This window comes from Sulfitobacter sp. F26169L, assembly GCF_026410285.1.
Classification (GTDB): domain Bacteria; phylum Pseudomonadota; class Alphaproteobacteria; order Rhodobacterales; family Rhodobacteraceae; genus Sulfitobacter.
In genome coordinates, this window is sequence record NZ_JAPMLP010000001.1 from 342,256 (window position 1) to 368,276 (window position 26,021).

Here is a 26,021-nt window from a genome sequence, read left to right on the forward strand (position 1 = left end):
CAGGTGGCTTCGCGTTATTCTGTTGCCGTCGCTTTGGCAGTCAACTTGTCCAGCGCGCCGGTCATCATGGTGATGTATTTGGCATCTCGGGGCAAATCATGCGTTTCCGCCAGAGTGTCGGGCGCGTGATAGCTGACATGCACCATGCCGTTTTCATCGGCATAGGCCAGCACCCGTAACGGCAGATCCAACCCTGCGGTTTGCGCATCCAGCATCGCCGGTGTGCCCAGCTTCGGGTTGCCGAAGATCAGCAGTTGTGTGGGGCGAAGGTCCATATCGACATTCTGCGCGCCTGCCGCATGATCCACGCGGGCAAACACCGTTGCTCCTGCGGCTGTTACTGCGGCCTCCAGCCGGTCGACGGTTTCAGCCACCGAATGGGGGCTGGTTTTTGTGACCATGTCCGCCTGTGCAGTTGCAGCCCAGCCAAACGTGAGAGCGGCCGCCATTCCTAGTAGTGTGCGCGTCATAAAAGCATCCTTTCAGATCATATCCGTCCCCCTGAATCATAAGGCCCCCCGCAGATGATGCGAGGGGCCTTGAAATCACAATGGGGTGATGCGGCGTTACTCTGCCGGTGTCCGGTGCTGCGCGTCCAGCATCTCGTCGCTCCAGATCAATTCGGCAGTGGCGTTGCGGCGCGCATCGCGCACCAGCGCCCAATCACGTGCGGCGCGGCTGGCGCGACCCATCGACATACGCGCCAGCAGGCGCGCAACCCATTGGGCATATGTGCTGGCCCAGACGCGGATCGCCAGCAGCGAAGGCGTCACCACAAGGGTCAGCACCGTCGCAATACCAAGCCCGAATACCACGGCAGTCGCCAGTTGTTTCCACCACAGCGATGTCGGGCTGTCGATGGTGTAGCCACCGTTGGCGAAATCCAGCGACAGGCCGAACATCATCGGCGCAAGGCCTGCCATCGTGGTGATGGTGGTCAGCAAAACAGGGCGGATACGCGCCTGCGCGGTGCGAATGATCGCTTCGATCCGCGGCATGTACTGGCTGTATTCTTGGTAGGTGTCGATCAGGATAATGTTGTTGTTCACCACAATCCCGGCCAGCGCGACAATCCCCGTGCCTGTCATGATGATGGAGAACGTCTGGTCCATCACCAGCATTCCGATCAGCACGCCCGTGGTCGACAAAACGACAGCCGTCAGAACCAGTATCGAATTATAGAGCGAGTTGAACTGCGCCAGCAGAATAATAAACATCAACCCAAGTGCAGCGGCAAAGGCGGAACTGAGAAACGCCTGACTTTCGGCCTGTTCTTCCTGATCGCCCGTCCATTCATAGGTGATCCCGTCAGGCAGATCGGCGGTTTCGACCCATTTGGTGATTTCCGCAATCCGCTCGTTGGCGTTGACCGGCACCAGCCGTAGTTTCAACGCATCGTAATCAGCTTGAAAATCCAGTCCCGCAGCCGTCGCCGTGCGGTCGGTGATCTTGTACTGCGTTCCGTCAACTGCGGTAAAATCGGCATCCTGTCCCGCTGGGCGCAGCGTGGCGAGCGTCGGGGCAAGCGCCGCGTTTTCGCCTGCGCGGGTCGCCTTGACGATCTTTACCAATCCCGCCGTTACGTCGGCCTTCACATCCATATAGCGTTTCTGGTCAATGCGGCTGATCTCGGCCAGCTTTGGCACAGGGGTGCGGGTGACAAAGTTTGACAGCGGGATCAGCCCGTCAGGAGTGCGCACCTTTAGCGTATCAAGGGTGGACAGCAGGCGGTCCGCCTCTGGCAGACGGACACGGATTTCGATTTCCTCGTCCGAACTGTCCACGCGCATTGTGTCCAGCAGCAGGCCACGCGTGACCAGTTGCACCATCGCACCGACGCTAAGCACATCCGCGCCGTACTGACCTGCCTTTTCCACATCAACGTCGATCTGCCAGTCAATGCCGGGCAGGGGGCGTGTGTCTTCTATCAGGGTCAGACCGGGCACGGTGTCGAAGTGATCGCGCGCCATCGCTGTGGCCGCCACCAGATCATCGAAACTGTCGCCTTTCAGGCGCAGGTGAACCGGCTTGCCCGATGCCGGCCCCATATCCAGCGATAAAACCTCGATCTGGATACCCGGAATATCCGAAAGCCGCTCTGTCAGTTCGGCAATCACGATGTCGCCGTCCAGTTCCGGCTGGAACATACGGTCTTCCCACGGAATGGTTTCGAATTGTACCTGTCCGATCAGGTCCTTGGGCGCCTGAGAGCCGCCTGTATTGCTGTTCAGTCCGCCTTCCCCGGCAAAGGCAAATGCCGTTGCAATGCCGGGGTGATCCAGCACAATCTGTTCAGCTTGGCGCAGCAGGTCATCTTTTTCATTTAGAGACAGGTTGCCGCGCGCCAGAACATATACGATCGCCTGTTCCGGCTCTGACTCGACAAAGAATTCGACCCCTTTGGAGTTGTTGGAGAAATAGATCATCGTGGTGCCGACGAACACAAAGACAAATCCGCACATCACCAGCGGCATCACCGGATTTCCGGTAATCATTTCGATCAAACGACCGAAGGGCGAGCGTTTGTAGCCTGCATAAATGCGGTCCGGCTCTTTGCGAAACAGCCGCGCGGTAAGCCAGCGGCCCCATTTGCCCATCCGTGTAACCACCGCAAACAGCGCAAGCAAAAGCACCATGAAACCGGCCAGTGCCAGCACCAGCACCGCAACCGCGATCAACACAAGTGCGAACACTTTGGCAAATGTCGGGATCACCGATGTCAGCAGGTCAAGCCCGTCCATCGCCGCGAATTGCATACCGATCCATGAAAATAACAGCCCCGGCGCATTTGGCGCAGAGGGGGCCAGCAGGGAAAGGGCAGGAAAAATCATCAGGAATGCAGCGGGGAAGAACAGGATGTGCAAATACCAGGGCAGGCCGGCGATCCGTGCCATGTTTGCGGACATCCACTGTTCCAGCCGTCCGGTGACACCGCCCATAACCGGCAGATAGACCAGCGCAACCACCAGCGACGCAGATAGAACAAAAATCAGCGTGACCGGCAACATGCCCATAAATTCACCCGGAACACCGGGCCAGAACAGCATCGGCAGGAAGGCACACAACGTCGTTGCCGTAGATGATATCACCGGCCACCACATGCGTTTTGCAGCCTCGACATAGGCCTGCATCGGGCCGGAACCCTTTTGCTGCTGCTGGTCGGCGTATTCCACAATCACAATTGCACTGTCGACCAACATGCCGACAGCCAGAATAAGGCCGAACATTACGATGTTGGAAATTGATATACCCATCAGCGCCAGAAAGGCGAAACACAGCAAGAACGACGTCGGAATCGCAAACCCCACCAGCAGGGCCGCGCGGATACCAAGAGCCGCAAGCACCACGATCATCACCAGCGCAATTGCTGTAAAGACCGAGCCGAGCAGCTGCTGCACCATACTATCTACAACGCGGCTCTGATCGTTTGAGGTGCCAACCTCGACGGCTGTCCGCAACTCTTCGGGCCATTTGGCGCTTTTCTCTGCGACCAGTTCCTTCACCGCAGTCGCCGTGTCGATCAGGTTGAACCCCTTGCGTTTGACAACCTGTAGCGCGACGGAGTTTTCACCGTCAAAGCGGGAGGTGCCAAGCCGGTCTTCGAATGTCAGATGGATTTGCGCAAGATCACCCAAAGTCACCACGCGGTCACCATTGGTTTTTACCGGGAGGTCATAGACATCCTGCGGCTCGTTGAAGCTTGACGGGATCTTGACCGAAAACGTGCCTGTATTGCTTTCAACTTCACCCGCCGCAATCAACTGGTTGTTGTTCTGGACAGTCTGGATCAGCTCGTTTGCCGTAACGTTGTAGGCCTCCAGCTTGAGCGGGTCGATCAACACCTCAAGCATTTCGTCACGGTTGCCCGCAATACCCGCTTCCAGCACCGCATCAAGCCCCTCCAGATCATCCTGAAGCTGCTTTGCATAACGCGCCATCGTGCGTTCCGGCACAGGGCCGGTCAGATTAACGATGATAATCGGGAATTCGGAAAAGTTGATTTCGTTGATCGTATAGGTTTCTGCCCCTTCGGGGAACTGGGCCTCGGCTGTGCTCATCGCGTCGCGCACATCGGCGATGATCGATGTCTTGTCCCATCCGAATTCGAATTCCAGCGCAAGGCCGGCATAATTCTCTGCGGCCGTGCCGGACATTTTTTTCAGACCGTCCAGATCGCTCAACTCGGTTTCCATGGGCTTGAGCAACAGCGTTTCCGCATCCGCTGCCGAAATGCCGGGGAAGGGGACAGAAACAAACAGCGCAGGGATTTCGATGTCTGGCTCACCCTCTTTTGGCAGGGTGGAGTAGGCATAGGCACCAACAACAAGGCTGAGCAGAATAAATGCTACAACCATGCGGGCTCGGGATGCGGCCCAGTCAACGATACCGGTCATTGAACAGCCTCGCGCGGCGTAGGGGCAACTTTCACGCCTGCGATCACGTATTCCTGACCCACAACAATCACGTTGGCCTCAGCCGGTAGTCCTGTAACCCAGACACCTTTGGCCGTGTCGCGCACCAGTTCCACTTCGTAGAATTCAACGATATTATCCGCATCCACCACCCGCAGACCCAGCGAGCCTTCGTCATTCAGCGTCAGCGCGCTTTGCGGCACTAGATGCGCATTCGCCCCGTCCGACGCAATGAGAATTTCGGCTGTCTGGCCGTCACGGATTTTCTGATCGGGGTTGGGTACGTTGATTTCAACACGGAACGTGCGCGTCTGCGGATCGGCAGAGCGCGAGATAAACGTTACTTCGCCCTGCACATCGCCCCCGCCAGCAGCCAGTCGGGCGCTGGCCATTGCGCCGACCTGGATACGGTTCACATCGGTTTCAGGAATGAAACCAACCAGTTTAACGGGGTTGAGCTGGATCACGGTCGCGCACAAAGCCCCCGGTTGCAGCAGTGAACCAAGCTCGGCGGTGTCACTTTCCAGCAGGCCACTGAACGGCGCCTTGATGACCAAACGGTCCAACTCGGCCTCTGCGCCGGCAACGGCGGCCTGCGCGGCCTCAATCCCCGACTGCGCCGCAGTCAGGCCCGATTGCGCGGAGCTGACAGCGGCCTGCGCCGTGGCTACCGCCGCGTCGGAACTGGCCAACCGCGAGTTCGAGGCAAAGCCGTCAGCGTTCAGGCGCGAGGATGCGTTTTGATTGATCTCCGCTTCTTCCAGTTGCGCGCGCGCCTGCTCGACCCGTGCCTGTGCTTCGGGGACGCGTGATTTTGCCTCGGCAAGTTGTGCGCGTGCCTGTTGCAGTGCCGCGCGGCGGGTACCTTCATCCAGCTGGCACATGATTTGGTTTTCTTCGATCTGGGCGCCTTTGCGCAGCGGCTCCGAAATCACCACCGCCGATGTTTCTGCACGCACATCAACCTGACGCGCCGCCGCCGTCTGGCCGCGCAAAACGACCGCACTGTCAATATTCTGGGCATTCAGGCGTTGCGTAACCACCTTGACCAGATTTTCCGCCGGCTGGTCGGTCTTTGCCGGTGTTTCCCCATCTTCGGGCTGCGCGGCCTCTGCGCTGTCAATTCCGAAGAACCCCAACAGAGTGGGGCGTTCGAGAATCGCCATATACATGATTGCGGCCAAAGCTGCTGCGGCTAGAATGGGAAATATACGCATATGATGCCTCGTCTTTTGGGCGACAGTCGCGCTCCTCCTAATGGAGCGCGAACGAGTCTTGTGCGCTAAGTAGTGCAACAAAAGTGAACTGCCCAGTTCCGAATGCACGCTTTTTATCATTTCTGGACCCTCTTCGCCATCTTTTTGCATGGTTTGCGGTGGTGCAGGTCCTGCTTGGGCCTTGGCTTGGGGATGCTGCTTCGTTAAGAGGGGCGAAACCGGTTAGGTAGAGGCAGCCCCTGATGAGCGATAGCGACAGTTTTATCGAAGAAGTTACCGAAGAGTTGCGCCGCGACCAGATGATGGCAAAACTCAAGAAGTATGGCTGGATTGCCGTGCTGGTTGTGCTGCTGATCGTCGGCGGTGCTGCATTTTCGGAATACCGCAAGTCGCAAACGCGTGCGCAGGCCGAGGCGCTCGGCGATGCCATGTTGGCCGCTCTGGATAATGATGATCCCGGCGCCCGTGTTGCAGCATTGCAAGCGGTTGAGGCTGAGGCCCCTCGCGCGTCCGCTGTGCTGGCCCTGCTGACCGCTTCAGAACAGTTGGGCGCAGACGATCAGGAAGGCGCCTTAAGCAACCTGAATGCGGTCGCGACCAACGGCGACGTCCCCGAGATCTACCGCCAGATCGCCCAATTCAAGGCGTTAACCCTTCAGGCAGACACAATGCCTGCCGCTGAACGCAAGCAGGGGTTTGAATCGCTGGCCATGGCGGGGGGCAGCCTGCGCCTGATGGCGCAAGAGCAACTTGCACTGATCGCCATTCAGGAAGGCGAGACTGAAGCTGCGATTGCAACGTATCAGGATATTCTTGCGGATGCACAGGTTACACCGGACTTGCAACAGCGTGCGTTGCAGGTGATTGTGGCCTTGGGCGGGGAGCCTGATCTGAGCGGCGCACCCCAAAACGACAGTAACGGATAACAGGACCGCTGCGCGTAGCCGTGCAGATGGCACCACCGGCGAGACGCAGACCAGAGTGAGCAGGCAATGACACAAACGAGCTTTCCTACGCAGCGCAAACTGACAACGCTGCCCCGTGCCATGATGCTGGGGTTTCTGGGAGCTGCGGCCCTTTTGGCAGCATGTAGCGAACCGGATGTCATCCTGCCGGGACAGCGCGAAGATATCCGTTCGGTTTTGCAGGACCAATCCGACATTAACAATGATGCAGCCACGTTTGAAGGTAATCGGTCACGCGCTATTTCGCTGCCTGCAGCGCGGGTAAATGCCGATTGGTCACATTCCACAGGCAGCGCGGCAACGCGGGTCAGCCATGCGGCGCTGGGCACCAATCTGACACTTGCCTGGGCCGCCGACATTGGCGAAGGCGACAGCCGCAAGCACCGCATCACAGCCGATCCGGTAGTGGCAGGCGGACGGGTATTCACGCTGGATGCGCAATCAGTCGTTTCAGCCACGTCAACCGCCGGCGCGCCACTGTGGCAGGTTGATCTGCGCCCCGCGCGCGATCAGGCCGGTGATGCCTCGGGCGGCGGTTTGGTGGTATCGGGCGGTACGGTGTATGTCTCGGTCGGGATCGGCGTTCTGGCGGCACTGGATGCCAGCAACGGCACCGTGCGCTGGACACAGCAACTGGATGCAAGCGGTTCCGGTACGCCGTCGGTATCTGGCGACCTCGTCTATGTCACGGCTGGCGATAACACCGGTTGGGCCGTAAACCGCAAGGATGGCACGGTCGAGTGGCAAATCGGATCGTCGGGGGACACAAACAATATTCTCGGCGCCCCTGCACCTGCCATAACGGATGATCTGGCGATCTTCGCCTTTGGTTCGGGAGAGCTTCAGGCGGTGTTCCGCCGCGGCGGCCTGAACCGCTGGGACGCATCTGTGCTGGGCAAGCGCGGCGGCCGCGCCCTCAGCAATGTATCCGATGTCACGGCTGCGCCGGTTGTGTCGGGAGATCGCGTGTATGTCGGCAACCAGTCAGGCCGTATCGCCGCGCTGGAACTGGCATCGGGCGCGCGTATCTGGACCGCGCGTGACGGCGCAATCGGCCCTGTCTGGCCCGTGGGCGGCAGTGTCTTTGTGCTAAGCGATCTGAACGAACTGCTGCGTCTTGATGCAAGTGACGGATCGAAAATCTGGGGGGTCGAACTGCCCAACTTTGTGCAGCGCAAACCCAAAAAGCAGGCAGCTGTTTATGCTCACCACGGGCCGATCCTTGCAGGCGGTCGTATTGTTATCGCCTCGGGTGATGGCGCATTGCGCAGCTATGATCCGACCAACGGCGCGCTGGTTGCGTCGGTGGAAATTCCGGGCGGGGCCACAACCGCACCTGTTGTTGCAGGCCGCACGCTTTACGTTGTCTCTGCGGATGGCAAATTGCTGGCCTACCGCTAGGGCGTCAGACCGACAGGGCTTTCGCTGCGCGGCGCTTTGCGCTATGGCGCGTGTCTAACGCCGTTTTCGGAGCCAGCCAGATGTCCTTCACCCTTGCTATCGTGGGCCGCCCCAATGTGGGTAAATCCACGCTGTTTAACCGCCTTGTCGGCAAACGCCTTGCGTTGGTCGATGACCAACCCGGCGTGACGCGTGACTTGCGCGAAGGCGCAGCGCGGCTGGCCGATCTGCGGTTTACCGTGATTGATACCGCCGGTCTGGAAGAAGTCACCGACGACAGCCTTCAGGGGCGTATGCGCCGCCTGACCGAACGGGCCGTGGATATGGCTGATGTCTGCCTGTTCATGATTGACGCCCGTGTCGGCGTCACGCCCTCGGATCTTGTATTCGCTGACATCCTGCGCAAACGCTCGGCTCATGTTATTCTGGCTGCAAACAAGGCTGAAGGCAACGCTGCCGAAGCTGGCGTTCTGGAAGCCTATTCGCTGGGGCTGGGGGAACCTGTGCGCCTGTCTGCCGAACACGGGGAGGGTTTTCCCGATCTCTATTCCATTCTGATGCCGCTGGCGGACCAGTTTGCCGAACGTGCGAATGACGACTCGCCCGAAGTGGATGTCGACATTGACGAAGAAGATGACGGAGACGTTGATGCCGCGCGCGTGCCAACATTGGCGCGCCCGCTACAGGTTGCCGTAGTCGGGCGACCCAATGCTGGTAAATCGACACTGATCAACCAGATATTAAAAGAAGATCGTTTGCTGACCGGTCCCGAAGCGGGAATCACCCGCGATGCGATATCGTTGACCACGATGTGGGACGACGTGCCGATGCGTATTTTTGATACAGCCGGAATGCGCAAAAAGGCCAAGATACAGGAGAAGCTGGAAAAACTCAGTGTTAGCGACGGCTTGCGCGCAGTAAAGTTTGCCGAAGTAGTGGTTGTGCTGCTGGATGCGGAAATTCCGTTTGAACAGCAGGATTTGCGCATCGCCGATCTGGCCGAGCGTGAAGGCCGCGCTGTCGTGGTTGCGGTGAATAAATGGGACATTGAGGAAGACCGTCAGGGCAAGTTGAAAGAGCTTAAAGAAAGCTTCGAGCGGTTGTTGCCGCAGTTGCGCGGCGCGCCGCTGATCACGGTATCGGCCAAAACGGGCAGAGGGCTGGACCGCCTGCATCAGGCCATAATGCGTGCCTATGAGATGTGGAACCGCCGCGTGACGACGGCACAGTTGAACCGCTGGCTTTCCGGTATGATGGAGGCGCACCCGCCCCCCGCACCGCAGGGTAAGCGCATCAAAATGCGCTACATGACCCAAGCCAAAACCCGTCCGCCGGGGTTCGTGGTGATGTGTAGCCATCCTGACAAAGTGCCCGAAAGCTACAGCCGCTATCTGGTGAACGGTCTGCGGGTTGATTTCGACATGCCCGGCACGCCGATCCGTCTGTGGATGCGCGGCCAGTCCGATGCGAACCCCTACAAAGGGCGCAAAAAGGCGGCACCGTCCAAATTGCGCAAACACACCGACGGGCGGCGCAAAGATCCGAAAACCGGCCGCAATGTATGAACCGTCAGGCGCGCCTTATACGGTGGCGCGCCACGCCTTGTATGTCGGCATCAGCATCGCCAGCGCGCCACCGGCGGCCAGTGCTGCGACGGTGCTGTTAACGCCAAGGTTCTGCACCACCACAGCAACAAGCGCCCAGATCACGGCAATGCCGTAGCTGGGTGCACGGCCAAGCTGGCTCTGCACACCTGACGCGATGACCAGCGCCAGAAACACCATCGCCAAAGCTGCTGTCGACGCATCCAGCAGGCCGTAGCCTGCAAGCAACAGCCCAAGCGAGACGCAGGAGGCGGCACTGAGCCACCCCGCATACAGCCCCACAGGCAAGGACGCGAACCAGCGATCCTCGACAGGGCTGCGAAACAGCGCCACCAGCGCGCTGATCAGCATCACCCAGATCAGCACCGTGGCCCAGATCGCGCTGTTCATCGCGACAACCAGCCAGATTGCGCCGACGGCAAGCGAGGGGATCAGCGCGGTGCGCATAGGATGCCAGCGCGCATCATCGCGCCGTTTCCACAGGCCGTATCCCATGCCAACCACCAGCCACAGATAAATGACGCCCCAGATTGCAAACGCATAACCGGCAGGTTGAACAGGAGGATCGACTTGCGGGATCGGGAACAGTTCGGGATCGAAGCCGCCAAAATCCTCCACCATCAGGGGCGACAGGGCAAACAGCCCTGCCAGAATAAAAACAACAATCGCGATGACTTTGCGTGACATGGTATTCTTTCTGGTCAAAACTGTTTCCTGCTTTCAAAGATATTGCACAAAGGAATTTTGCCAATGGCCAAAATCGCTATTTTTTGCGACGGAACGTGGAACAGTCCGACGATGAAACAGCCCACCCATGTTGTGCGCCTATTTGAAAAAACCCGCCAGACAAACGCCCAGCATACGCATTATTTCGAAGGCGTGGGAAGCGGCGGTGGCGAGGTCAACTTTCTGGCCAGAACCCTGATGAAGATCGGCGGCGGTGCCTTTGGCTGGGGACTGAACGAAAATATCAAACGCGCCTACGCGGCGGTCTGCGAAGATTACGAAGCGGGAGACGAAATTTTTATCTTCGGGTTTTCGCGCGGCGCCTATACGGCCCGCTCGCTTGCGGGAATGATCCGCAAATGCGGCATCCTTTCCGATCCGACACCGCAGAACCTGAGCGAGGCGTTTCGTCTTTATCGTAAACCGGGACCGGAAAACCACCCCGATGCGCTGCGTGTCCTGAATGCACGGCGCAAACTGTCCCCGCGGTTTGCGACCTCGCGCGCGGATATGGATTGGCGTCAGGTCAACCCGTGGCGCGATGATCCTGCGCAGATGCACAAGGTTGAAATCGCCTATCTGGGCATCTGGGACACAGTTGGTTCACTGGGTATTCCCGCGCCGCTATTGGGGCCTATAGCCACCCTTTGGAACAAGAAATTCCGCTTTCACGACACGCTGCTCAGCTCGCTTGTGAAATCCGCCCGCCATGCGGTGGCACTGGACGAGCGGCGGGTGTTTTACCGTCCCACCCTGTGGGACAATCTGGAAGCATCACGCGATGACGAGGGGCTAAATCGCGGTGACCGCAGTGAAATGCGCCCGTACCAGCAGGTGTGGTTCACCGGCACGCATGCCATTGTCGGCGGCTCTGCGCCCAAGGCGCGCGCGCTGACGGGGCAATCCTTGCAGTGGATTGCAGAAGGCGCGCAGGCAGCAGGACTGGATATTGACATGGATGATCTTCTGGACCGTGTGCCCGATCCCATGGCCGATAGCGCCACGTTGAGCCAGCCACCATGGCTGTACACCGTGGCAGGGCAGTGGCTGAAATGGCGCAAAGGGCCGGGGCATCCGATTGATCTGCATCCAAGCGCGGACAAGCGGGTAAAGGGGCGGCGCGATTACCGGCCCAGATCGTTGAAAAGCCTGCTGCCGGAATTGTTTGGCGAAGCGCCTATCACGCCGCCACCGCGCAGGCGGAGCGAGCCGGAGCGCTAGGCCCCGACCCGAAACGGTTTACGCAAGCGTGCCGTCCAGCGTGAGCGTGGTCTTGCCGCCAAGATAGGGCGCAAGCACAGCAGGTAGCTTTACGGTGCCGTCTTCCTGCTGACCGTTTTCCAGCACGGCGATCAGGCAGCGCCCGACCGCAAGGCCGGATCCGTTGAGCGTATGCACAAACTGCGGCTTGCCACCATCGGCGGGCTTGAACCGCGCGTTCATGCGGCGCGCCTGAAAATCTCCTGTGGTCGAAACAGAACTGATTTCGCGGTAGGTGTTCTGGCCGGGCAACCACGCCTCGATGTCATAGGTGCGCCGTGCGCCGAACCCCATATCGCCGGTGCACAGGATAATTGTGCGGTAGGGCACTTCAAGCGCCTCAAGGATGCCTTCGGCACAGGCCAGCATCCGCTTTTGCTCGGCGTCTGACTCTTCGGGCAGGGTGATCGACACCATTTCGACCTTCTCGAACTGGTGCTGGCGCAGCATACCGGATGTGTCACGCCCCGCACTCCCCGCCTCCGAACGGAAGCAAACGGTGTGCGCAGTCATGCGGCGGGGCAGATCGGCGGCGTCCAGCGTATCATTTGCAACCGTGTAGGTCAGGGGTACTTCCGAGGTGGGCACCAGCCACATGCCGTCTTCGGTGCGATAGCTGTCACTGCCAAATTTGGGCAGCTTGTCGGTGCCATACATCGCCTCGTCACGCACCAGAACAGGCGAATTCACTTCGGTCAGACCGTTCTGATCGACATGGGTATCCAGCATGAACTGGCCAAGCGCGCGGTGGATCCGCGCCACACCGCGTTTGAGCATGACAAACCGCGCGCCGGATGTTTTGGCTGCCGTTTCGAAATCCATCGAGGCGGCGACACAGTCCAGATCGTAATGCTCGCGCGGGGTGAAGCTGAAGGATGGCACATCCCCCCAGCGCTTTATCTCGACGTTGCTGTCCTCGTCCGGACCGTCGGGCACATCATCGGCGGGAATGTTGGGGATGCGCGCCAGCATATCGGTCAGCTTGGCATCCAGCTCCTTGGCTTCCGTCTGCATTGCGGCCACTTCGGCCTTTTTGTCAGATACTAGCGCACGCAGGCGTTCGAATTCTGCGTCATCACCCTTGGCCTTTGCTGCGCCCACCTGCTTGGAGGCAGCGTTCTGTTCGGCTTGTGCGGCTTCGGCAGCCTGAATTTTTGCGCGCCGCGCAGTGTCGAGTTCTAGGATAGAGGACGACAGCGCCGCATCGCCGCGCCGCGCTAGCGCTGCGTCAAAAGCATCGGGGTTTTCGCGTATGGCACGAATATCATGCATCTGTCTGTCCTTCGTTGAATGAATCGTCTACGCCGCGTTATGGCCGATAATTCCGCCCTAGAATAGAGGGGGGCCGTGCGCCGTGTCGAAACTTGTGCAAATGGGCTGTTTTGCGCGGTGCGGTGCCTTGCAAACCGCCTGTCCCGCGCATAGGTTCCAGCGAACTTTGAACCAAAGGGGCATCCCCCCCTGCAAGCCGTATAAAAGGACTATTCCATGTCAGGCATTGAGCAATTTATCCCGCTGATCCTTATTTTCGGGATCATGTATTTCCTGCTGATCCGTCCACAGCAGAAAAAGCTCAAGGATCATCAGGCGATGGTTGCGGCCCTGCGCCGTGGTGATCAAGTGGTCACCCAAGGCGGAATCGTGGGTAAGGTTGTGAAAGTCAAAGATGACGGCGAGGTCGAAGTTGAAATTGCCGATGGCATCAAGGTGCGCGTGATCCAGAGCACAATCGCAACTGTGATCAACAAGACCGAACCGGCCAAGTAACCCTTCCAACACGACAAGAGATAAAGGCGGGCGGCTCATGCTCCAGATATCCGTATGGAAACGCATCGCCATTTGGCTGACCTGTGCTGTTGGTCTGCTGCTGGCGGCGCCCAATGGTTTTTACACCGTGGTCGAAAGCCACAATGACGCGGTAAAGGAAATCGAGGTGTCGGGGAGCACGCCCGAACTTGAAGCGCAGCGCGCGCTTTGGCCCGACTTCCTGCCAAACGGCTTGGTAAATCTGGGTCTTGATCTGCGCGGCGGTGCGCATCTGTTGGCAGAGGTGCGGGTGCAGGATGTCTACGCCGCGCGGCTGGAGGCGTTGTGGCCCGAGGTGCGCGATGCCCTGCGTGGACTGACACCCGTGCGCCGTCAGGATGCCGTTGCCGGAGAACTGAAAGTCCGCCTGAGTGATGTGGACAAGATGGGCGAGGCCATGGCGATTGTGCGCGGCCTTGCGCGCCCCGTTCAAACACTGACAGGGGCAGGGGCCAGCGATATCGAAGTAGCAGGCGACAGCGGTGTCATCACCATCGTGCTGTCAGAAGCAGAGAAAAGCGCCACGGATGAGCGCACGATGCAGCAATCGCTCGAAATTATCCGCCGCCGCATTGACGAGGTTGGCACCCGTGAACCTACGATCCAGAGGCAGGGTAGTGACCGCATTCTCATTCAGGTGCCCGGCATTGGATCGGCAGCCGAGTTGAAAGAGATTATCGGGACCACTGCGCAACTGACTTTCAACCCTGTTGTGCGGCGCAGCACGGATGGCGCGGAAAGTGCGGGCATCGGGAACAAGATCATTCCCTCACTCGACCAGCCCGGGCTGTTCTACGTGATCGAAAGTGCGCCGGTGGTGACCGGTGAAGAACTGGTCGATGCCCAGCCAAGCTTTGACCAGAACGGCGGCCCTGCGGTCAGCTTCCGCTTTAACACCTCCGGCGCGCGCAAGTTTGGCGATTATACCGCCGAAAACATCGGGTCACCCTTTGCGATTGTGCTCGATGACGAAGTTGTCAGCGCCCCCACCATCCAGAGCCATATTCCCGGCGGGTCGGGCATCATTACCGGCAGCTTTACGGTCGAAGACTCCACCCGCCTTGCGGTGCTGCTGCGCGCTGGCGCACTTCCGGCAAAGCTCGACTTTCTCGAAGAGCGCACAATCGGGCCGGAACTGGGGCAGGACAGCATTGATGCGGGCAAGATCGCAACCATGGTTGCCTTCACTGCGGTGCTATTTTTTATGTGGGCAGCATACGGGCTTTTCGGCATTTTCGCTAACATCGCGTTGATTATCAACGTAGGTCTGATGTTCGGCCTGCTCAGCCTGATCGGCGCCACGCTCACCCTCCCCGGTATCGCCGGAATCGTCTTGACAGTTGGTATGGCTGTGGATGCCAACGTATTGATCTTCGAGCGTATTCGCGAAGAACTTCAAACCGCAAAGGGACCGGCGCGCGCCATCGCGCTGGGGTATGAAAAAGCGCTGAGCGCTATTCTGGATGCCAACATCACCACGTTCATAACGGCGGTGATCCTGTTTGCCATGGGTTCGGGGCCCGTGCGCGGTTTCGCGATTACGCTGGGTCTTGGAATTCTCACGTCGGTCTTTACGGCGATCTTTGTAACACGTCTGATGGTGGTCATCTGGTATGAACGCCGCCGTCCCAAAACGATTGAGCTTTGATATGCGCCTGAGACTGGTAAAACAAAACACCAACTTCGATTTCTTCTCCCGCTGGAAGCTCTGGCTGGGTATTTCCGGCATCATGATGGTTGTGGCGCTGGCTTCCTTCCTGTTGCAGGGGCTGAACTACGGTATCGATTTCAGAGGCGGCACCACCATCCGCACCGAAAGCCCGCGCCCTGTTGTTATCGCAGAATACCGCGATGCGATGGACACGCTGGGATTGGGCGACATCACCATAACCGAGGTGTTCGATCCTACATTCGGGCCGGAACAGAACGTTGCGATGATCCGGATTCAGGCGCAGGACGATCAGGAAGCGGTCACGCCCGAACTGATCGAAGCGGTTGAAAGCGCGCTGCAAACGGCACGTCCGGATATCAAATTCATCTCCGTCGAATCCGTAGGCCCGAAAGTATCGGGCGAATTGATCAACACCGCAATCATCGCGGTGAGTTTGGCAATGGCAGCGGTGCTGATCTATATCTGGCTACGATTTGAATGGCAGTTTGCGGCGGGTGCCGTTCTGGCGCTGGTCCATGATGTTGTGCTGACCATCGGTGTGTTTTCCGAAGTGCAGATCCGTTTTGATCTGGCGATCATTGCGGCCTTGCTGACAATTGTGGGCTATTCGCTGAATGATACGGTGGTGGTATTCGACCGCGTGCGAGAGAACCTGCGTAAATACAAGAACCGCCCGCTGAAAGAGGTGTTGAACCTGTCGATCAACGAAACATTGAGCCGGACATTTATGACATCTTTTACTACGCTGCTGGCGCTGGTTGCGCTGTTTGTTCTGGGCGGCGATGTGATCCGCGGATTTGTGTTTGCCATGATCTGGGGCGTGATTGTGGGCACTTATTCATCGGTTTTTGTGGCTACGGCTGTGCTGCTTTATCTCGGGGTTAAGCGCGACTGGACCAAGCCCGATGCAAATGCCGGCAACCAGTACGCCAACATAGATGCCTGATCTGCTGGTATCAGCCCTCGCAACTGACGGGCTGATCTGGTTGGTGATAGCGGTATGTGTTGCAGGTGTGGTGCGCGGTTTTGCGGGATTTGGCTCGGCGATGATCATCATGCCGGTCGCCAGTTCGGTCCTGGCCCCAGTCGAGGCTGTTATTTTCCTGATCTGTGCAGAGCTGGTTGGCCCGCTGCCCAACGCCGCGGCAGCATGGCGCGACGGCGCGCCGCGTGACGTGGGGCTGTTGCTGGCGGGGGCGATCCTTGCGATGCCGCTAGGGGTTTGGTCGCTCAGCGCAATTGATAGTGTGGTTTTCGGCTGGACGGTGTCGGTGGCCGTGGTGGTATTGTCGATCCTCACGATATCCGGCTGGCGGTTGAAACAGGTTCTGACCGCAAAACTGACGGTCCTGACCGGCGCGGTTGGCGGGTTTATGACCGGATTCGCGGGTATCCCGGGGCCGCCTGTGATCATGCTGTATATGGCCAGTCGTTTGCCTGCTGCCGTGATCCGCGCCAATTTCCTGCTGTATCTGCTGGCGATTGACCTGTTGCTGTTTCCGCTTTTATGGATGATGGGCCTGATGAATTGGCCGATTGCGTTTCTGGGGGTGCTGGTTGGCATTCCCAACCTGATTGCAAATATGATCGGCGCGCGTCTATTTGACCCATCGGCCGAGCGTATTTTTCGCGCCGTGGCCTATCTCGTCATTGCGGCTTCGGCTATTATCGGCCTGCCGATCTGGAAAGGATAATCCATGCGTCTGAATGAAGTTGTGTTCAACGATGCCAAACCGGTGGAAGGGTATGGCCCCGGATTTTTCCGTATCGGGGGGCAGGTTGTGCATGGTCCCGTGATCGCCGCTCCGTCGGGCACGCGCACTTGGGGCGGATTGGATGATATCGCCGCACTGGAGGCGCTGGCGGGGGAAAGTGATGTGATCTTTATCGGTACAGGAGCCGAGATCGCCCATCTGCCTGCCGGATTGCGCAGCCAGCTTGAAAACGCCGGTGTCGGGGTGGAGGCAATGGCATCCCCCGCCGCCGCCCGTACCTACAACGTGCTGCTGAGCGAGGGCCGCCGCGTGTCCCTTGCCATGCTGCCGATCTGACCGCATGGCCCTAAGCCTGTCAGATTTAGCCGTGGCGCGCGGCGGTGTGCCGGTGCTGAGCGGTGTGTCGTTTACGCTGGATGCGGGGCAAGCGCTGGTCATTCGCGGGCCGAACGGCTCTGGCAAGACAACGTTGCTGCGCACGATCGCAGGTTTGCAGCCCGCATTGTCCGGCAGCATTGAGGGTGCGGATGATACCGTAGCCTATGCAGGCCATGCAGACGGGTTAAAGGCGATGCTGAGCGTGGCAGAAAACCTGACTTTCTGGGCCGCTGTCTATGGTCGGCGCAATATTGATGCAGCACTTGCAGCCTATGCGCTGGCGCCGCTGAAGGACCGGCTGACAGGAACATTGTCAGCGGGGCAGAAGCGCCGCGCAGGGCTGGCGCGTCTGATGGTGACGGGGCGGCCGATCTGGGTACTGGACGAGCCGACAGTCTCGCTTGACACACACGCGGTCGGGCTGTTTGCGGATGCAGTGCGCGCCCATTTGCGGGCAGGGGGCATGGCGCTGCTGGCAACACATATAGATCTGGGGCTGGACGCCGACGTGCTGGATGTGACCCCGCTGCTTGCGCAGGCCAACACCCTGCACGGTGCCAGCGACGAGGCATTCCTGTGATTGCCCTGCTGGTGCGTGATTTGCGTCTGGCTTTTCGCGCAGGCGGCGGCTTTGGCCTCGGGTTGGCGTTTTTCTTGATCCTTGTTGTGCTGGTGCCGTTCAGCATCGGGCCGCAAAGCGCGTTGCTGGCGTCTATTGCGCCGGGTATTTTGTGGCTTGGCGCGCTGCTGGCTTGCCTGTTGTCGCTTGACCGGTTGCTAGCGCTTGATTTTGAAGACGGCACGCTGGATGTGCTGGCCACAGCCCCCTTGCCGCTAGAGGCTGCATTGGCGGTGAAAGGTCTGGCGCACTGGATCACCACAGGTTTGCCGCTGGTATTGGCCGCGCCGGTACTGGGCGTGTTGCTGAACCTCCCCGCACAGGGGTTTGGCTGGCTGGTTGTGTCGTTGGTGCTGGGCACGCCTGCGCTGTCGATGATCGGTACGTTTGGCGCGGCCCTGACCGTGGGGATCAAGCGCGGCGGCTTGTTGATGTCTTTGCTGGTGTTGCCTCTCTACGTGCCAACCCTGATTTTCGGGGCAGAAGCGGCCCGCCGTGGGGCTGTCGGCATGGCGGTGGAAACGCCTTTGCTGCTGCTGGCGGGCATTAGCCTCGGCGCGATTGCGCTGTTGCCCTTTGCCGCTGCCGCCGCTTTGCGGATGACAATCCGGTGATCCCGTCCTTTCCGATTGAGCCTTCTGTAACGGAGTATTAGATACCTCATATGTCACTTTGGGAATATGCAAATCCGGTCAAGTTTCTGGCCCTCAGCGCGCGTGTGCAGCCTTTTGCCTGGGCCGCCGCGGCTATCGGTATCTTTGTCGGTCTGGCGTGGGGTTTTTTTGCGACCCCTGATGATTTCCGCCAAGGGTCGACTGTGAAGATCATCTACATCCACGTACCCGCCGCATGGATTGCGATCAACGCGTGGATCATGATGCTGGTGGCCTCCTTGGTCTGGCTTGTTCGCCGCCACCATGTCAGCGCGCTGGCTGCCAAAGCGGCAGCACCGGTGGGGTTGGTGATGACCGTAATCGGCCTGCTGACAGGCGCCATCTGGGGCCAGCCGATGTGGGGCACATGGTGGGCATGGGACCCGCGCCTGACCTCGTTCCTGATCCTGTTTCTGTTTTATCTCGGCTACATCGCCCTTTGGGAAGCGGTTGAGGACCCCGACACCGCTGCCGATCTAACCTCGGTACTTTGCCTTGTCGGCTCGGTCTTTGCGCTGCTGTCACGCTACGCGGTGCTGTTCTGGAGCCAGGGCCTGCATCAGGGGGCCTCCCTGAGTCTTGATAAGGAAGAGAACATTTCAAACGTGTTCTGGTTGCCGCTGGTGGTGTCTATCGGCGGGTTCACCTTGCTGTTTCTGGCACTGGTCCTTTACCGCACCGGAACCGAAATTGCCTTGCGCCGTACCCGCGCGCTTGGCGTAAGACTGGACAGACACACATGATACCCGATCTTGGAAAATATGCCGAAGCGGTGCTGGGCGCCTATGGCCTTTCGCTGTTGCTGCTTGCTGCGCTGCTGATACTGACCCTGCGGCGCGGCAAGAAAGCCCGCGCTGCCCTGCGCCGGATCGAAGAGGAGACTGCACGCCATGGCAAAGGTTAGCCCGTTGATGATGGCCCCGCCGCTGATTTTTGCGGCGTTCGTGGGTTTGGCGTTTGTTGGCATGTACCGCGATGATCCCGAAGGGCTGCCCTCGCAATTGATGGGGCAGGCGGCACCCGGTGTGCCGGAACGTGCGCTGAGCGGTTTTCCCAAAGCAACAGATGCGATGCTGGCGACGGGTGAAGTGACGCTGGTGAATTTCTGGGCCAGCTGGTGCCCGCCGTGTCGCGCAGAACACCCCAAGCTGATGGAGATGAGCGCCCAAGGCATGAACATCGTCGGGATCAATTTCAAAGATACCGAGCGCGCGGCCACAACTTATCTGGTGAACGACGACAACCCGTTTGCAGGTGTCGGGTTTGACCCGCAGGGGCGCACGGCAATTGATTGGGGGGTAACCGCACCGCCCGAAACATTTATTTTGGACGGTGACGGCACAGTTCTGTTCCGCTTTGCCGGACCACTGGTTGGCAGCGATTATGAACAGCGGTTTGTGCCCGCGCTGGAAGAAGCGCAGGCACAGCTGGCTAGATAAACGTAAGCCCGAGGCCGATGATCACACCGGAAATCACAAGGTGGATCACACAGAACCCCATGATATCCTTGGCGCGCAGACCCGCGATGCCAAGGATCGGCAACGCCCAGAACGGCTGCACCATATTTGTCCATGCATCACCCCACGCCACAGCCATAGAGGCCCGCGCAAAATCAACGCCCAACGCTTCGGCGGCGGGCAGGATGATAGGCGCCTGAACCGCCCACTGGCCCCCGCCCGAGGGTACGAAAAAGTTCACGATACCGGCAGAGAGGAAGGTAAACAGCGGCAGCGTTATTTCACTGGCAAGATTGACCAGACCGGTCGAAATCGTGGCCGCAAGGCCGGTCTGAACCATAATTGCCATGATGCCTGCATAAAACGGGAACTGGATCACAATACCCGCACCGCCCTTGACCGCTTCGTTCAGCGCGCCCAGCAAGTTGCGCGGTGTGCCATGCAACAGAATTGCCAGCGTCAAAAAGGCAAAGTTAATCACGTTCAGCGACAGGCCGCTGCCCTTCATGAAGTGCTGGAGCAGCCAGGCCACACCAGCCACACCGATCAGCATGGACAGATAGGGCGTTGTCTCCAAATAATCCGCTGGTGTGCGATTTTCGGTCACTTCGGGCACATCGTCTTTCAGCAGGGCCGGATCGATGTAAACGCTGTCTTGGTCACGTGGCATCATGCCTCTGTTGACCAGCGGGATGGCTATAAACAGCGCCACGAGAATCGCGATGTTGAAAAGTGAGAAAATCGTAGCCGAGGTCGGAATGACACCGATGATGTCGGCAAACGGGTGCCCCTCTGTCGCGATGGACAGCGGCACAGACCCCGCCAGGCCACCATGCCAAACGATAAAGCCCGAATAGGCCGATGCCACCAGCAGGCGATAATCAACGCGCACCAGACGGGCCAGCTCTTTGGCGAACAAAGCACCCACAACAAGACCGAAACCCCAGTTGATCCAGCTGGCGGCAAGCGAGACAAAGCTGACCAGCAGAATTGCCGCACCAGGCGAAGAGGCCATTCCCGCAAGTGCCTGCAACCCGCGCTTCACCAACGGGGTGGAGGCCATCATATAGCCGGTAACAAGCACCAGCAGCATCTGCATCGAAAACGAAAGCAATCCCCAAAAACCATCACCCCAGTAGGTGATCACATCCATTGGTTTGCTGCCCTGTATCGCAACCGCAGCAATTGCGGCAATCAGCGTAAGGGCTGCAACAAAAACAAAGGGGTCGGGTAAATACCGGTCTACAATCCGCACCATCGGTCGGGAAACAGCGTTTAGCATGAATTTGGCTCCTTTTGCTTGCAGGTCCGTATTGAAAACGGTGTCGGACCCTCAACTGTCTATGGGACAGTTCCCGTATCAGTGGAAGTGCAGCGCAACCTTGCGCGATCACATGCTTACCTAAGGTAACATAAATGACATAGACACAAAAAAGCCCCCGCCGCCAATGCGGTAGGGGCCTTTGTTTTTCCGGAGTTAGCGGCGCGTTATTCGGCCGCGACGCCTCTGTTTGCCAGATCACGCAGCACGTAGTGCAACACACCACCGTGTTCGATGTACTCAATCTCGATCGCGGTATCGATGCGGCATTTCAGAGTGATTTCTTTCACCGTCCCATCGGCCATAGTGATCGTGCAGGGCACTTCCTGAAGTGGCTTGATAGTATCAAGACCGGAAATGCTGACGGTTTCGTCACCGGTCAGGCCCAGCGTTTTGCGCGTGTCGCCATTGGTGAATTCAAACGGAATAACACCCATCCCCACGAGGTTGGAGCGGTGGATACGTTCGAAGTTTTCCGCAATCACGGCACGCACACCCAGCAGGGCTGTACCTTTGGCCGCCCAGTCACGGGACGAACCTGCGCCGTATTGCTCACCACCGAAGATCACCAGCGGCGTGCCGGCTTCCTGATGTGCCATGGCAGCATCGAAGATGGAGGTCTGCTCGCCGTCGGGGCCTTTGGTATAACCGCCCTCAACACCGTCCAGCATCTCGTTCTTGATGCGGATGTTGGCGAATGTGCCGCGCATCATAACTTCGTGGTTACCACGGCGCGATCCGTAGGAGTTGAACTCGCGCACCGGCACCTGACGTTCGATCAGATACTGACCGGCAGGGGTGTCCTGCTTGAACGATCCCGCAGGGCTGATGTGGTCGGTTGTGATCATGTCGCCCAGAACCGCCAGCACTTTTGCGCCTTCGATGTTGGTGATCTTGCCGGGGTCCTTGCTCATCCCCTGGAAGTAGGGCGGGTTCTGCACATAGGTCGATTGTGGCGGCCAGTCATATGTCTTGGCGTCTGTCGTTTCAACGCCCTGCCACTTTTCATCACCTTTGAAGACATCCGCATATTTCGACTGGAACGCTTCGCGGGTGACGGTCTGCTCGACCAGTTCCGCAATTTCCTGTGTGGAAGGCCAGATATCTTTCAGATAGACGTCGTTGCCGTTCTGGTCCTGACCCAGCGGGCTGCCGGCCAGATCGTGGTTCATGTCACCTACCAGCGCATAGGCTACAACCAGCGGTGGCGATGCTAGATAGTTGGCGCGAACGTCGGGCGAAATACGACCTTCAAAGTTGCGGTTGCCCGACAGAACAGACGTACCGATCAGATCGTAATCGTTGATTGCCTTGCTGATCGCAGGGTCCAGCGGGCCGGAGTTACCGATACAGGTGGTGCAACCGTAGCCGACAAGGTTGAAACCGATGGCGTCAAGATCCTCTTGCAGATTGGCTGCTTCAAGATAGGCGGAAACCACCTGCGATCCGGGGGCAAGCGATGTTTTCACCCAAGGCTTGCGGGTCAGACCCAGTGCACGCGCTTTGCGCGCCACAAGGCCCGCGCCGATCATCACGTAAGGGTTGGACGTGTTGGTGCAGGAGGTGATCGAGGCGATCACGATCGAGCCGTCGTGCAACTGGTAATTTTCCTCGCCTTCAACGGTCGCAACATATCCGCGCTGATGGTGACCGGTATCGCCCGGAATTTCACGCTCGGGGGCGGGCATTCCGCCCTCGGCTTCCCAGCGGCCCTTTTGTTTCTCGTTGGCTTTGTAGCCTTTACGCTCGCCTTGGACGTAATCTGCAAAGGCTGTGTGCGCTTCGGTCAGCGCGATATAGTCCTGCGGACGTTTCGGGCCGGAAATTGCAGACACGATTGTGCCCATATCCAGCGACAGCGTGTCGGTGTAGATCGGGGCGTAATCATCGCCGCGCCACATGCCGTTTTCCTTGGCATAGGCTTCGACCAGCGCGATGCGGTCTTCGTCCCGGCCTGTTGTGCGCATGTAACGCAGCGTTTCACCGTCGATCGGGAAGAAGCCGCAGGTTGCGCCGTATTCGGGCGCCATGTTGGCGATGGTTGCACGGTCTGCCAGCGGCAGGTTGTCCAGACCCTTGCCGTAAAATTCGACAAACTTCCCGACCACGCCTTTTTCGCGCAGCATTTCGACCACTTTCAACACCAGATCGGTGCCGGTTGTGCCTTCCATCATCTGGCCTGTCAGTTCAAACCCGACAACTTCGGGGATCAGCATGGAAATCGGCTGGCCCAGCATTGCCGCTTCGGCCTCGATCCCGCCGACACCCCAGCCCAGAACGGCCATACCGTTCACCATGGTGGTGTGGCTGTCTGTGCCGACCAGCGTGTCGGGATAGGCAACTTCTTCACCGTTCTGGTCTTTGTCCGTCCAGACGGTCTGTGCCAGATATTCAAGGTTTACCTGATGGCAGATACCGGTCCCGGGGGGAACAACGCGGAAGTTGTTAAATGCCTTCTGGCCCCACTTCAGGAATGTGTACCGCTCCATGTTGCGCTCGTACTCGCGGTCGACGTTCATCTGGAACGCGCGCGGGTTGCCGAATTCGTCGATCATAACCGAGTGGTCGATGACCAGATCGACAGGGTTCAGCGGGTTGATCTGCTCTGCATCCCCACCCAGCGCAACAAGACCGTCACGCATGGCGGCAAGATCGACCACCGCTGGAACACCGGTAAAGTCCTGCATCAGAACGCGGGCAGGGCGGTAGGCGATTTCACGCGGGTTCTTGCCGCCCTTGGAACCCCATTCGGCAAATGCCTTGATGTCGTCCACTGTGACGGTTTTCCCATCTTCGAACCGCAGCATATTTTCCAGAACCACCTTCAGCGCGGCAGGCAGGTTTGAAAAATCCCCCAAGCCTGCTTCCTGCGCGGCGGGGATGGAGTAATACGCGATGGATTGATCACCCGCCTTGATCGTCTTGCGGGTCTTGGTGGTGTCCTGACCTACGATGATTGTCATATGTGGCTCCGTTCATGGGGTTGGCTACAAAATATGGGTTGTGCCCTGAATGGCCTATATCGGCGGTGTTTTCAACCTCAATCAGCGGAATTGTATACCGTTGTACACAAGAATTTCCATAATTCCGCCACAGGTCATCTCTACACGTATGACTCTCGAAACCTTGATTGGTTATTTCAGAATTGGACCGCTAGTTAGACGGGGTAAGCAGCCTCGATAGGAATCACATGTCCCGCGCCTCAACTATTCTGACAGTGGCCGCATTGGGCTTTGGCCTGTGTGCGGCACCCCCCGCCGCGGCCGAGCAGGTGCCTGTGGTGGTCGAGCTTTATACCTCGCAGGGATGTTCAAGCTGCCCCCCTGCAGACGCGATTTTTTCCAAGTTGTCGGAGCGCGATGACGTAATCGCGATTGCGCTGCATGTGGATTATTGGGACTATATCGGCTGGAAGGACGAGTTCGGCCATCCGGCTTATGCAGAGCGTCAGCGCAAGTATGCCAGCAAAGGCGGGCGCCGCTCGGTCTATACGCCGGAAATGGTGATCAACGGGCAAACAGATATCGTGGGATCAGACGCCATGGAGCTTTTCAAGGCGATCGCGCATTACAAGGAAACACCGCCGCCCATGTCGCTGGATATCACGCGCGAGGGGGGCAATCTGCACATGCAGGGCAGTGTCCCCGCAGGGGGCGCTGTGCCGATGGAAATCCATGTGTTGCGTGTGAAGCCCAGCCACACCAGCAAAATCACCCGCGGCGAAAACAGCGGCAAAACCATACAGTATTCAAACATCGCCCACGACTGGCGCGTTGCCGGATCATGGAACGGGCAGGCCCCGCTAGATCTGTCGTTTGAGGTGACGGGGGATGATCCGGTCGTTGTACTGGTGCAGGAAACAGGGGCAGGCCCGATTGTTGCAGCGGCGCGCGTGGATTAATCTTCCGGCCGCCAGCGGCGGTGCACCCAGAACCATTGGGTAGGGTCGGCCCGTACCCGCGCGGCCAGACTGTCGGTAATGGCTTGGGTCATTGTCATGGCATCTGTGGCAGGAACGGGTGCTTCCAGCACGGTTTCAAATGTCAAACCGTCCGGCTGACGGATGCCATAAAACGGAATAAGCGCGGCGTCATAGCGCAGTGCAAGTTCCGCCGCCGATAGTGCGGTGTTTGCTGGCTGGCCCAGAAAATCAAACGCAGGGGCGTCGAAAACATGCTGGTCAAACAGCAGCACTAACTGCCCCCCGCTTTTGAGATGGCGGACAAAGCCAGCGGTGCCGCGCCTGCCTTGAGGGAAGACCGGGCCGCCAAATGCCTCCATCGTCTTGACGTAGTGGGCGTTGAAGTAGGGGTTTTTCATATCGCGGTACAAACCGCCGATATCCAGCCCCCGCGCCACCAGTGCTGCGCGTGTCGCTTCGTAGTTTCCATAATGACCGGTTACCAGTATAACCGGTTTGCCGGCTGCAACCGCTTTGTCCAGCGCATCGACACCTTCGCCTGTAACCTCGTTTTGCGCCATACGTTGGGGGAAATCACGGGCCGAATAGTTTTCGATAAAACTGCGGCCCACATTGTTGAGGCATTTCGTTGCAATCTCCGCCCGCCGTTCGGGCGGCATTTCAGGCCAGATCAGCGCCAGATTGTCGAGCGCGCGGCGGCGATACCCTGCCAGCGGTCCGATTACTTTCTCTACGGCAGCCCCCATCAGGCGCACCCGCGTGGCATAGGGAAGCATCAGCGCAACCCGGATCAATCCGACAATCGCAAGATTGCTCAGGTAATGGCCGATCTTGCGGGGCAGGCCGGATTTTTGTGGGTCATTCAAAGAAGTCATAAGCGCCTGATGCAATTT

General features: G+C 58.7%; 23 protein-coding genes. 15 read left to right on the forward strand and 8 right to left on the reverse strand.

Annotated features, from left to right (window positions below; all coding sequences use genetic code 11):
* Positions 1 to 14: 14 nt before the first annotated feature.
* From OS189_RS01585 to OS189_RS01595, 3 genes are all read right to left on the reverse strand, one after another.
* Positions 15 to 470 (reverse strand): DUF302 domain-containing protein, encoded by a 456-nt coding sequence (locus OS189_RS01585; RefSeq protein WP_267165524.1) that lies wholly within the window; start codon positions 468 to 470, stop codon positions 15 to 17.
* Between the two features lie 96 nt (positions 471 to 566).
* Positions 567 to 4,394, reverse strand: a complete 3,828-nt coding sequence (locus OS189_RS01590) for an efflux RND transporter permease subunit (RefSeq protein ID WP_267165525.1) — start codon at positions 4,392 to 4,394, stop codon at positions 567 to 569.
* The gene (locus tag OS189_RS01595; protein WP_267165526.1) at positions 4,391 to 5,629 is read right to left on the reverse strand and encodes an efflux RND transporter periplasmic adaptor subunit; all 1,239 of its coding nucleotides are present in this window, start codon (positions 5,627 to 5,629) and stop codon (positions 4,391 to 4,393) included. Before OS189_RS01595 ends, OS189_RS01590 begins: the two co-directional genes overlap by 4 nt.
* Before the next feature lie 242 nt (positions 5,630 to 5,871).
* Here OS189_RS01595 and OS189_RS01600 point away from each other — a divergent pair, with 242 nt between their 5' ends.
* From OS189_RS01600 to der, 3 genes are all read left to right on the forward strand, one after another.
* The gene (locus OS189_RS01600; protein WP_267165527.1) at positions 5,872 to 6,555 is read left to right on the forward strand and encodes a hypothetical protein; all 684 of its coding nucleotides are present in this window, start codon (positions 5,872 to 5,874) and stop codon (positions 6,553 to 6,555) included.
* Positions 6,556 to 6,621: 66 nt separating this feature from the next.
* Complete coding sequence (locus tag OS189_RS01605) at positions 6,622 to 7,995, forward strand: PQQ-like beta-propeller repeat protein (protein ID WP_267165528.1); 1,374 nt, start codon at positions 6,622 to 6,624, stop codon at positions 7,993 to 7,995.
* Positions 7,996 to 8,075: 80 nt separating this feature from the next.
* On the forward strand, positions 8,076 to 9,560 hold the full coding sequence (gene der / locus OS189_RS01610) for a ribosome biogenesis GTPase Der (RefSeq protein ID WP_267165529.1): 1,485 nt from the start codon (positions 8,076 to 8,078) through the stop codon (positions 9,558 to 9,560).
* A gap of 15 nt (positions 9,561 to 9,575) precedes the next feature.
* Here the strand turns inward: der and OS189_RS01615 are convergent, their stop codons facing one another.
* Positions 9,576 to 10,286 (reverse strand): TspO-related membrane protein, encoded by a 711-nt coding sequence (locus tag OS189_RS01615; protein WP_267165530.1) that lies wholly within the window; start codon positions 10,284 to 10,286, stop codon positions 9,576 to 9,578.
* Positions 10,287 to 10,349: 63 nt separating this feature from the next.
* On the opposite strand from OS189_RS01615, the gene OS189_RS01620 reads away from it, so the two are divergent.
* Entirely contained in the window at positions 10,350 to 11,546 is a 1,197-nt protein-coding gene (locus OS189_RS01620; RefSeq protein ID WP_267165531.1) for a T6SS phospholipase effector Tle1-like catalytic domain-containing protein, read from the forward strand.
* Positions 11,547 to 11,564: 18 nt separating this feature from the next.
* Here the strand turns inward: OS189_RS01620 and serS are convergent, their stop codons facing one another.
* The gene (serS, locus tag OS189_RS01625; protein WP_267165532.1) at positions 11,565 to 12,857 is read right to left on the reverse strand and encodes a serine--tRNA ligase; all 1,293 of its coding nucleotides are present in this window, start codon (positions 12,855 to 12,857) and stop codon (positions 11,565 to 11,567) included.
* A gap of 216 nt (positions 12,858 to 13,073) precedes the next feature.
* On the opposite strand from serS, the gene yajC reads away from it, so the two are divergent.
* From yajC to OS189_RS01675, 10 genes are read left to right on the forward strand one after another with little or no spacing between them, the layout of a single operon-like run.
* Positions 13,074 to 13,352 carry a preprotein translocase subunit YajC gene (yajC, locus tag OS189_RS01630; protein WP_267165533.1) on the forward strand — a complete coding sequence of 93 codons (279 nt, stop codon included), beginning with the start codon at positions 13,074 to 13,076 and terminating at the stop codon, positions 13,350 to 13,352.
* 37 nt (positions 13,353 to 13,389) lie between these two features.
* Positions 13,390 to 15,039: a protein translocase subunit SecD gene (gene secD / locus OS189_RS01635; RefSeq protein WP_267165534.1), complete on the forward strand. Its 1,650-nt coding sequence runs from the start codon at positions 13,390 to 13,392 to the stop codon at positions 15,037 to 15,039.
* A gap of 1 nt (position 15,040) precedes the next feature.
* Complete coding sequence (gene secF, locus OS189_RS01640) at positions 15,041 to 16,009, forward strand: protein translocase subunit SecF (RefSeq protein ID WP_267165535.1); 969 nt, start codon at positions 15,041 to 15,043, stop codon at positions 16,007 to 16,009.
* Entirely contained in the window at positions 16,002 to 16,757 is a 756-nt protein-coding gene (locus OS189_RS01645) for a sulfite exporter TauE/SafE family protein (RefSeq protein WP_267165536.1), read from the forward strand. The genes secF and OS189_RS01645 overlap by 8 nt, the downstream gene beginning before the upstream one ends.
* Positions 16,758 to 16,760: 3 nt before the next feature.
* The gene (locus OS189_RS01650) at positions 16,761 to 17,114 is read left to right on the forward strand and encodes an Mth938-like domain-containing protein (RefSeq protein ID WP_267165537.1); all 354 of its coding nucleotides are present in this window, start codon (positions 16,761 to 16,763) and stop codon (positions 17,112 to 17,114) included.
* A 4-nt stretch (positions 17,115 to 17,118) separates the two neighbouring features.
* Complete coding sequence (ccmA, locus tag OS189_RS01655) at positions 17,119 to 17,736, forward strand: heme ABC exporter ATP-binding protein CcmA (RefSeq protein WP_267165538.1); 618 nt, start codon at positions 17,119 to 17,121, stop codon at positions 17,734 to 17,736.
* Positions 17,733 to 18,389, forward strand: a complete 657-nt coding sequence (gene ccmB / locus OS189_RS01660) for a heme exporter protein CcmB (RefSeq protein ID WP_267165539.1) — start codon at positions 17,733 to 17,735, stop codon at positions 18,387 to 18,389. Before ccmA ends, ccmB begins: the two co-directional genes overlap by 4 nt.
* Before the next feature lie 50 nt (positions 18,390 to 18,439).
* Positions 18,440 to 19,171 carry a heme ABC transporter permease gene (locus tag OS189_RS01665; RefSeq protein WP_267165540.1) on the forward strand — a complete coding sequence of 244 codons (732 nt, stop codon included), beginning with the start codon at positions 18,440 to 18,442 and terminating at the stop codon, positions 19,169 to 19,171.
* Positions 19,168 to 19,332: a heme exporter protein CcmD gene (ccmD, locus tag OS189_RS01670; protein WP_416237433.1), complete on the forward strand. Its 165-nt coding sequence runs from the start codon at positions 19,168 to 19,170 to the stop codon at positions 19,330 to 19,332. Before OS189_RS01665 ends, ccmD begins: the two co-directional genes overlap by 4 nt.
* The gene (locus tag OS189_RS01675; RefSeq protein ID WP_267165541.1) at positions 19,319 to 19,867 is read left to right on the forward strand and encodes a DsbE family thiol:disulfide interchange protein; all 549 of its coding nucleotides are present in this window, start codon (positions 19,319 to 19,321) and stop codon (positions 19,865 to 19,867) included. The genes ccmD and OS189_RS01675 overlap by 14 nt, the downstream gene beginning before the upstream one ends.
* Here the strand turns inward: OS189_RS01675 and OS189_RS01680 are convergent.
* Both OS189_RS01680 and acnA read right to left on the reverse strand, forming a co-directional pair.
* Positions 19,860 to 21,167, reverse strand: coding sequence for a short-chain fatty acid transporter (locus OS189_RS01680; RefSeq protein WP_267165542.1), 1,308 nt, complete (start codon positions 21,165 to 21,167; stop codon positions 19,860 to 19,862). The genes OS189_RS01675 and OS189_RS01680 overlap by 8 nt on opposite strands.
* A gap of 206 nt (positions 21,168 to 21,373) precedes the next feature.
* On the reverse strand, positions 21,374 to 24,169 hold the full coding sequence (gene acnA / locus OS189_RS01685; RefSeq protein ID WP_267165543.1) for an aconitate hydratase AcnA: 2,796 nt from the start codon (positions 24,167 to 24,169) through the stop codon (positions 21,374 to 21,376).
* Positions 24,170 to 24,396: 227 nt separating this feature from the next.
* Between acnA and OS189_RS01690 the strand changes: the two genes are divergently transcribed.
* Positions 24,397 to 25,107 carry a DUF1223 domain-containing protein gene (locus OS189_RS01690; protein WP_267165544.1) on the forward strand — a complete coding sequence of 237 codons (711 nt, stop codon included), beginning with the start codon at positions 24,397 to 24,399 and terminating at the stop codon, positions 25,105 to 25,107.
* Here OS189_RS01690 and OS189_RS01695 read toward each other — a convergent pair.
* Entirely contained in the window at positions 25,104 to 26,003 is a 900-nt protein-coding gene (locus OS189_RS01695) for a lysophospholipid acyltransferase family protein (RefSeq protein WP_267165545.1), read from the reverse strand. The genes OS189_RS01690 and OS189_RS01695 overlap by 4 nt on opposite strands.
* Between the last annotated feature and the right edge of the window lie 18 nt (positions 26,004 to 26,021).